General features: G+C 54.9%; 6 protein-coding genes. 3 read left to right on the forward strand and 3 right to left on the reverse strand.

Annotated elements, in window-relative coordinates; genetic code table 11:
* From RMSM_RS28765 to RMSM_RS28775, 3 genes are all read left to right on the forward strand, one after another.
* Positions 1–1,160, forward strand: a 1,160-nt coding sequence (locus tag RMSM_RS28765) for a Gfo/Idh/MocA family oxidoreductase (protein ID WP_040769908.1), incomplete at its 5' end; no start/stop codon positions are given.
* Positions 1,161–1,327: 167 nt separating this feature from the next.
* Complete coding sequence (locus RMSM_RS28770; RefSeq protein ID WP_008705598.1) at positions 1,328–2,503, forward strand: YcjF family protein; 1,176 nt, start codon at positions 1,328–1,330, stop codon at positions 2,501–2,503.
* Positions 2,500–4,044: a GTPase gene (locus RMSM_RS28775; RefSeq protein WP_160168400.1), complete on the forward strand. Its 1,545-nt coding sequence runs from the start codon at positions 2,500–2,502 to the stop codon at positions 4,042–4,044. The genes RMSM_RS28770 and RMSM_RS28775 overlap by 4 nt, the downstream gene beginning before the upstream one ends.
* A 59-nt stretch (positions 4,045–4,103) precedes the next feature.
* Here RMSM_RS28775 and RMSM_RS28780 read toward each other — a convergent pair whose 3' ends face one another.
* From RMSM_RS28780 to RMSM_RS43080, 3 genes are all read right to left on the reverse strand, one after another.
* Positions 4,104–5,261 (reverse strand): FAD-dependent oxidoreductase, encoded by a 1,158-nt coding sequence (locus RMSM_RS28780; RefSeq protein ID WP_315850160.1) that lies wholly within the window; start codon positions 5,259–5,261, stop codon positions 4,104–4,106.
* A gap of 128 nt (positions 5,262–5,389) precedes the next feature.
* Positions 5,390–7,276: a patatin-like phospholipase family protein gene (locus tag RMSM_RS37485; RefSeq protein ID WP_008705605.1), complete on the reverse strand. Its 1,887-nt coding sequence runs from the start codon at positions 7,274–7,276 to the stop codon at positions 5,390–5,392.
* Between the two features lie 138 nt (positions 7,277–7,414).
* The coding region (locus RMSM_RS43080) for a hypothetical protein (RefSeq protein ID WP_236622344.1) at positions 7,415–7,614 on the reverse strand (200 nt) is incomplete at its 5' end.

Consider the following 7,614-nt stretch of genomic DNA (forward strand, 5'->3'; position numbering starts at 1 on the left):
GCGATTCGATCGACGCCGTTGTCATTGCGACCTGCAACCACTGGCACTGCTTGGCCGCAATCTGGGCAATGGAAGCGGGCAAAGACGTGTACGTTGAAAAACCCCTTTCGCACAGCCAATGGGAAGGTCGTCAAACCGTCGCCGCGGCGCGAAAGTACGATCGCATTTGCCAACTCGGTACCCAACAACGCTCGGATCCGATGCAGGCCGAGATCAAAAAATTCCTACACGAAGAAAAAGCCCTTGGCGAAATCACCTCTGCCCGAGTCAATCGCTATGGCATCCGCGGCTCGATCGGCAAACGTGACACGCCACTGGAAATCGACAAAAACGTCGCCTACGACTTGTGGCTTGGCCCAGCCCAAGACGAACCAATCTATCGCAAAGCCTTGCATTACGATTGGCACTGGGTTTGGAATACGGGATCGGGAGAAATGGGCAACTGGGGTGTCCACGTGCTGGACGATTGTCGCAACAACGTCTTCCAAGACTCGGTAGCGCTTCCGCAGCGAATCTTTGGTGGCGGTGGACGCGTTGCCCTGAACGACGCGGGCGAAACCCCCAACGTTCACTTTGCCTATTTTGATACTGGATCGATCCCGGTGGTCATCGGGTTGTCGAACCTGCCATCGGCTCCGGGGGCCAAGAGCAGTCCAAAGCACCCGGGACCAAGCAGCGGTTACATCGCTTATTGCGAAGGCGGCCGCTATGAAGGCCAGCGCGGTGGTGGAACTGCATACGACGAGAATGGCAAAGTGATCAAAAAGTTCAAAGCCAAATCGGGAGATGTGCGTCATCAAACCAACTTTATCGATGCAGTGCGTTCTCGCGACCGCGCTTCGCTGAACGCGGAAATCGAACTCGGTAACGACAGCACCGGCTGGTGTAACCTCGCCAACATCGCGTTCCGCTCGGGCGAAAACTTCACCAAATCGGCCGCCTCGCAACTGGATTCGCCGATCTGGAATTCGTTGCTCGAAGAGATGGACTCGCACTTGTCCGCTCATGGAATCGCGATGGAAAGTGACGAAATCAAACTCAGCCCGATGCTGGAATTGAATCCAAAAACCGAGCAATTCGTTGGCGAACATGCCGATGCAGGCAACGCGTTGCTGAAACGTCAATATCGAGCCGGTTACGAAGTTCCTGAGTTGGCGTAACGTCGCCTCGATTCTTTGGCCTTGATTTTGCTGCGATAGGCTCCACGCGGAGCCGTCGCAGCGGTCGCCCCCGGCGGGGCGCCCCAATCGAAAGCTCTCGCAATTTGCCCTACAATTTTCTGTGACCTTTCTTTTTCACAGCATGCAAACGAATCGACACGGCACGAATGGCATTGTCACGATGGAATTGGCGTAGCGGACGTCCTGAAGATGACGCGGACTACGAACAACAAATTCAAGAGATTCGTGACAAGACCCCCGTGCCGACAATCTGGCTGTTTGGAAAAACGGGAAGCGGAAAAAGCTCTGTCATCCGGTTTTTAACCGGCGCCGAAGACGCAACGATCGGTGAAGGCTATCGGCCTGAAACCAAGACATCGCGGCGGTTCGATTTTCCTGATTCGCTCGAACCGCTGCTTACGTTCCTTGACACCCGCGGGCTCGCCGAAGCCAACTACGATCCGAGCGACGATATCGCGGCGTTCGCGGATTCGACTCAACTGATGATTGTCACGGTCCGCATTGCGGACCACGCGCTGCATCGTGTGATCGAACCGTTACGCCGGATCCGAAAAGCGGCGCCCCATCGGCCGATCATGTTGGTTTTGACCTGTTTGCACGAGGTGACCGGTGCGACCGATTTGTCCGACGGCCCCGATCCTTTTTTGGATTCGGACGGTGCAGACGCGACCCGCCCGCCGATTCCGGATCCGTTGCCCGCATTGATTCAGGAAAAAATCAATCAGTTTGCTGGATTGCACGACGCTGTGATCCCGGTCGATCTGACACAATTAGAAGACGGATTTGCCGACCCCAATTTTGGCGGTGACCGGCTGAAACATGCGATCCTGGATCAATTGCCGCTGGCGTATCGCCAGGCCATTTTGACGCTGAACGACAGCGAAACCGACAATGCTTCGTCGCGACAAACCCGCGCCCGGTGGCAGGTGTTGGCGTCCAGTGCATTGGCCGGAACCGCGGGGGCGGTTCCCGTGCCGTGGGTCGATATCCCAATCGTGATTGGCATCCAGACCCATTTGGCAATGAAGCTTGCCAAAATTTACGATCAAGAGATTACACCTGCACGCTGGGCCGTGCTCAGCAGTGCCGCCGGCACCCGTGTTGCCGTCCGATTAGGGATGCGAGGCATCTTAAAATTGATTCCCTGGGTCGGGATCGCCGCGGGCGCTGCCACTTCCTTCGCGTTTACCTATGCGTTGGGGATGTCGTGGGATTGGTACTTTGCCGATTTGCGAAAAGGCCACGTACCAAGTCCGGAGCAGCTAAAGGAGATCTTTGCCGAAGAACTCAAACGCGGCCATGAACTATGGAGAGCCAAGTGAATTGGGTTCGGGGAATCAGTCTGCGGTTTGTCGTGCTGTTCGTGCTATGGACATTGCCGGTAGCATGTTACGTCGCCATCGGCGCGTTTGCGATTTATCAAACCGGTTGGTTCTACAAGATCGTCTGGCTGCTGCCGGGGATGTGGGGCGCGGCGTGGTTGATCGGAAAGATGTGGAAGCCGCCCAAAGTCCACCGATCCTTTTCGGGTAAACCCTTATCGGCTCCGAGTTTCTGGACGCCCCAGGATAGCTCTGCGATCCAAATTGTTGAAGACTATCGCCGCGAAGTCCAAGACATCGACTCACAGACGATCATGGATCTCAATCGCTACATTCGCGATGCCCAGATCTTGGCCGAACGATTAGCGAAACATTATCACAATCGCACCCGCGACGAGTTTTTTCATCCGCTGACCTTGGTGGAAATCTTGGCAGTGATTCACTTGGCCGCTGAAGATCTCGAACAATGGGTGCTCGAATCGATCCCCGGCAGCGATCTTGCGACGATTGGCCAAATCAAACGGCTGCCCAAAGTAGTCAACGCGTTGGATGTCGTGCAAAAGGTGGTCTATGTGGGTTCCGCAGTGCTCAACCCAGCCAAAATGTTGGCGTATCCGCTGTGGCGAAAATCGGCAAACGTCACCGTCGAACTGCAAAATGAATTGATTCGCGGTTTTTATCAGCGGTTCTTGCGGCAACTCGGCTACTACTTGATCGAAATGTACAGTGGTCGCTTACGGAGCGGATCGCGTCGCTACCGATCAAAGTTCTCTGAAATGTCCGAGGTCGCTCATGAGTTTGATCGCGGCGAAACCTCGATTGATGACCTGGACGATCTGTCGACCACGATTGCAGTGATGGGACAAGTCAACGCGGGGAAGTCCAGTCTGGTCAATGCGCTGCTGCACAACCAAGTCGCCACTACCAACGTGTTGCCGGAAACACGCAGCGTGACGCGGCACCAATACAGCGTGCCGGGATCGAACAACCTGGTCACACTATTGGATACACCGGGGTATGACGAAGCGGACGTCAGCCGCGACCAATTGGCTGAAATCCAGAAGGCCGCAGAAACGGCGGACATGATTCTGTTGGTGATGGCCGCCAATTCGTCGGCGCGCGACGCCGATCGTCAAATGCTGGACGAAGTTGCCGCGGTTTACGAACAAAACCGTAAATTGAAGCCCCCCTCCGTGATCGTCGTACTGACGCATATCGATTTGTTGCGACCCGTTCGCGAATGGGACCCACCCTATGATTGGCGACAACCACACGCGTTGAAAGAAGAATCAATGGCGGCAGCGGTGCAGTACGCCGGCGAGTTGTTCGGTGACAAGGTCTCTGATTACGCATGCGTCTACACCGGAACCGACCATCCGATTGACTCTGGAACACTCGATGACGTGGTCTCTCAGATGGTGGCGCATCTCGACCATGGCCACGGCGCGGCGATCCTGAAAGCGTTCTACCGTAAACTCAGCGATGACCGTTTTAAAACGCTAAAGAACCAAGTGTTCCAGCTGTTCAAAGCGGTCCGCTAACCTTCGCATCGATTGCGTTCCGACCGTCGCAATCTGGACTCGCTTGAATCTGGACTCGTTCAAACCTGGTATTGCTGAATGAATCGTTTGTCGATCCATCGCTTCAGCTGCCAACACCAGCCCGCATGAAAACTGTAACCTTTGTACTGCAGTAGCGCCTTGTCATCGCCTGTATTCAATATTCTCAAGAACTCGTTTTGCGGCGTGTATCGGCTGAGCGTCGTACGATTGAGTGTGGCCACTAGATTCTGCCATAACACCGGTGCTTGGCGAACCGCAAACACACCGGCTTTGGGCGTATGTTCGCTTTCGATCGTCCCACTATCGCCTACAGCAAAGATCGGTGCTCCGGTCGTCGTCCGTAGCGTGTTGTCGGTCAACAAGAAACCGCGATCATCGGTCGGCAGGTTTAATGATCCTAGCAGCGGCGGCGCCGCCGCACCGGTTGCCCATAAAACCACATCGGCCCGCCGTCCATTTCCATCTTCATCAATCACCTCGTCTTCCGTTACCTCGTCAACTCGAAAATCGGTTGTCACGTTGATCGATCGACGTGACAACAATCGACGCAACTGTTGGATACTGCGAGAACTCATCCCGTCCGCAATCTGTTCCCCGCTGGTCACAATCTCAATCGAAACGGACCGCTTTGGAAACAGTTGTTTCATTCGCGTGTGAACGCAAAAGGCGATTTCCACGCCGGCAACCCCGCCGCCAACCACCACGATTTTCGGAATCCGGTCGTCCGTATCTCGGCCGTCCGCTTCTCGGCTCTGAACAACTCGGCGACTCAGCCGTTCAATAAACGTCTGCATCGGTTTGACGGGTACCAGACTGGGCGATTCGTGTTGGTCCCAGCCCGCGGGCATCGAACCGATCCCGATCGATAGCGCGTCGAACGCCACCGGATCATGATTGGCAAAATGCAGCACCCGAGCGTCAACGTCCAATCCAATACATTCGTCCAAAATCAATTCCGCCGCTGCCTTTTTCGCAAGCGGGCCAAGCGGAATTTGCATTTCATCGATCGCAAACTGATTCGCCAACGTTCCCGGCAACATCCCTGAATAGGTAGTAAACGGAAATTTCGAGATACACACCAAGCGACAGTTAGGAATCGGAGAATCGATCCAGCGACGAACGATCTCTGCATTGGTATGTCCGATCCCAAGCAGTACGATACAGCGACGTTTTGTAATGGGAATGTTCCACCAAATAAGAGTTTATTTCGATGACCAAAACGCCTAGGACGTCATCGGGAATTTCACCGGGTGACGCCACCGAATTACAAAACAACGCGTTGGCACCACAGCGGCTTCCAATTTGCCAATGTTTTGACGAAAAACTAACCTGCTGCACTCCGCGCAGGCACATCGCAAGTAAAACGCGAAGCCCCCACCGATTCGGAATCCTTTTGCTCTGCCAACAATTGACGAAACTGCGGCAACATCTTTTCCGCCGCGATCTCTCCAATCTCTGCCAATTGATCCGCCTGGGTGAAATCAGCAAAGTCAAATGCCGACGTATCCACTGCGATCATCAAATCAACGGCTTTGGTCCGCAATGAGGTCATCTCGTGGTCTTGCACCTCGTTAACTCGCATCAGTGTTTCCAAACGTCCGGGGCGACGCATCTCGTCGGTCGGCGTTGATGGGGTATTCCCAGCAAACTGGGGTGTCAATTTTGCTGCGACATCAACGCCAACAACCAAATCTGCACCGCGGTCCATCAACAGATCCGCTGGCACGTTGTTAAAGATACCTCCATCTACAAGCGCCATCCCATCACGCAGAATGGGACGCGAGATTTTCGGCAGGTTGATACTTTCAAGCACCGCATCGACAGCGTCACCGCGATCACGAACGACTTGGCGTCCGCTGACCAAGTCGACCGCCACCGTGCTCAGCGGAATTTGCAGCTGTTCCAATTGGACGTCGGCAAAATGGCGGCGTAACATCGGCTCCCATCCGCCGGTCCAAAATTTACTAGCCATAAACCACTGGTTTCCTCGCGGCAGGAAGCGGAAAAACCAACTTGGCCTCAAATCTTCTTTGAAGGTTTCGATCGCACGTTCAAGTTCCCAGCCAAAAGCATAGGGCAGCGCGATCAACGCACCAGCACTGGTCCCCGAGATCAAATCAAAATAAATGCCTTCGCGTTCAAGTGCCTTCAATACGCCCAGATGCGCCAACCCTCGCGCCGCACCACCCCCGAGCGCCAAACCAATTCGCGTGCCATGAACGTGCCGGATCAGTCGTGATAAACTTTGTCGTTGCTGCCGTGATGCTAATTGTGGCGTGATATCGAGGCTGATTTTGAAATCCGGCTGCGCTAACGTACTGGCAATCGCCGGCGGCGGAGGTGGTTGCTGTGTGTCCTGTGTCATCCACATCCAATAGATTCGCGATCCCAGTGTTGGCTGTGCTTTCAACAAAGTATGCAGCCGATACGTCGCGTGTCCCAGATCGTCGGGAGTGACCAGCCACCATATTTGCTCACATTGGGGCAAGATCGCCATGAAAGTCTCGACCGATAACGTCGGCGATAGATTGACCAGCGTCGCGTCTTCACGCCGTTGGTGATCAAGCACATACTTGCGAATCCACTCGGATTTTTCGTTGCCGGACAGGTCAGCGGGAATCCGGTTACGTTGAAAGGATGCTAATTTCCCCTCACTGGCATGAACTGCTTCGTCCTCGATCACGCAAACCTGGTCTCCTTCGCCCGCCAATGCGGCGGCCACTCGCGTCGCAAAGAACATCGTTCCGGAATGTTGGTTGACGATTCCAATTACCCGCGGTCGGCTGCGTCGTTGCTGCCCATGCGCTTCGCGACGGAGCCGGAAACCAAGGGTGCGACAAGCGTTTGCGGCCAAACCAGGAACTGTCAAAATCAGGTTTTGAAACGCATCTTGTTTCAGCTCGAGTAGTTCGCAATCCATCACCGCAGTCATCATCACGGCACGGCGACCGCCCGTCAGCATCGAAATCTCGCCAAAATGTTCGCCCACGTCGAGATGGTCGATAAAGCGAACCGCCCCAGCGGGTGAAGCCGTTTCGATCTTCACACGCCCTTTGACCACGATGAACATGCTGTCGCCAGGATCGTCCTCGGAAAAAACAACGTCGCCGCTCGAAAACGCCACCAACCGGCACGCATCAATCACTTGCTGTGCATGGACATCATTAAGACCGCAGCAAAGCTGGCTCGATTGCAAGATTTCTTTTAGCATGCTGTTGTCTCTCGCGCAGGTCACACATCAACGGCCGATCAGATTATCGCTAGTTGTCAATTACACCATTGTGTTCGAAATCACCGCCATCCGGCTAGACGAAAAAACAATTTCCAGGGATGTAGTGTCACGTCGGTCTTAACCAAACTGCATCTTCAATCCACGACGCCAACCGCCGAACCAGTCGCCAAGCGAGCCACCTCTCTCGAGCGCAGCTTGGGAGAGGTCGACCGGGCCCTCTAGGCCTCGTCGGGTGAGGGTCGACCCAGCAAGCGCCGACGCAACCGCCTGCCCGCTCACGTGCAACGTTCGAGCAAGCCGGAGACAGCCCACCCGGA

Source organism: Rhodopirellula maiorica SM1 (assembly GCF_000346295.1).
GTDB classification, from domain to species: Bacteria; Planctomycetota; Planctomycetia; order Pirellulales; family Pirellulaceae; genus Novipirellula; species Novipirellula maiorica.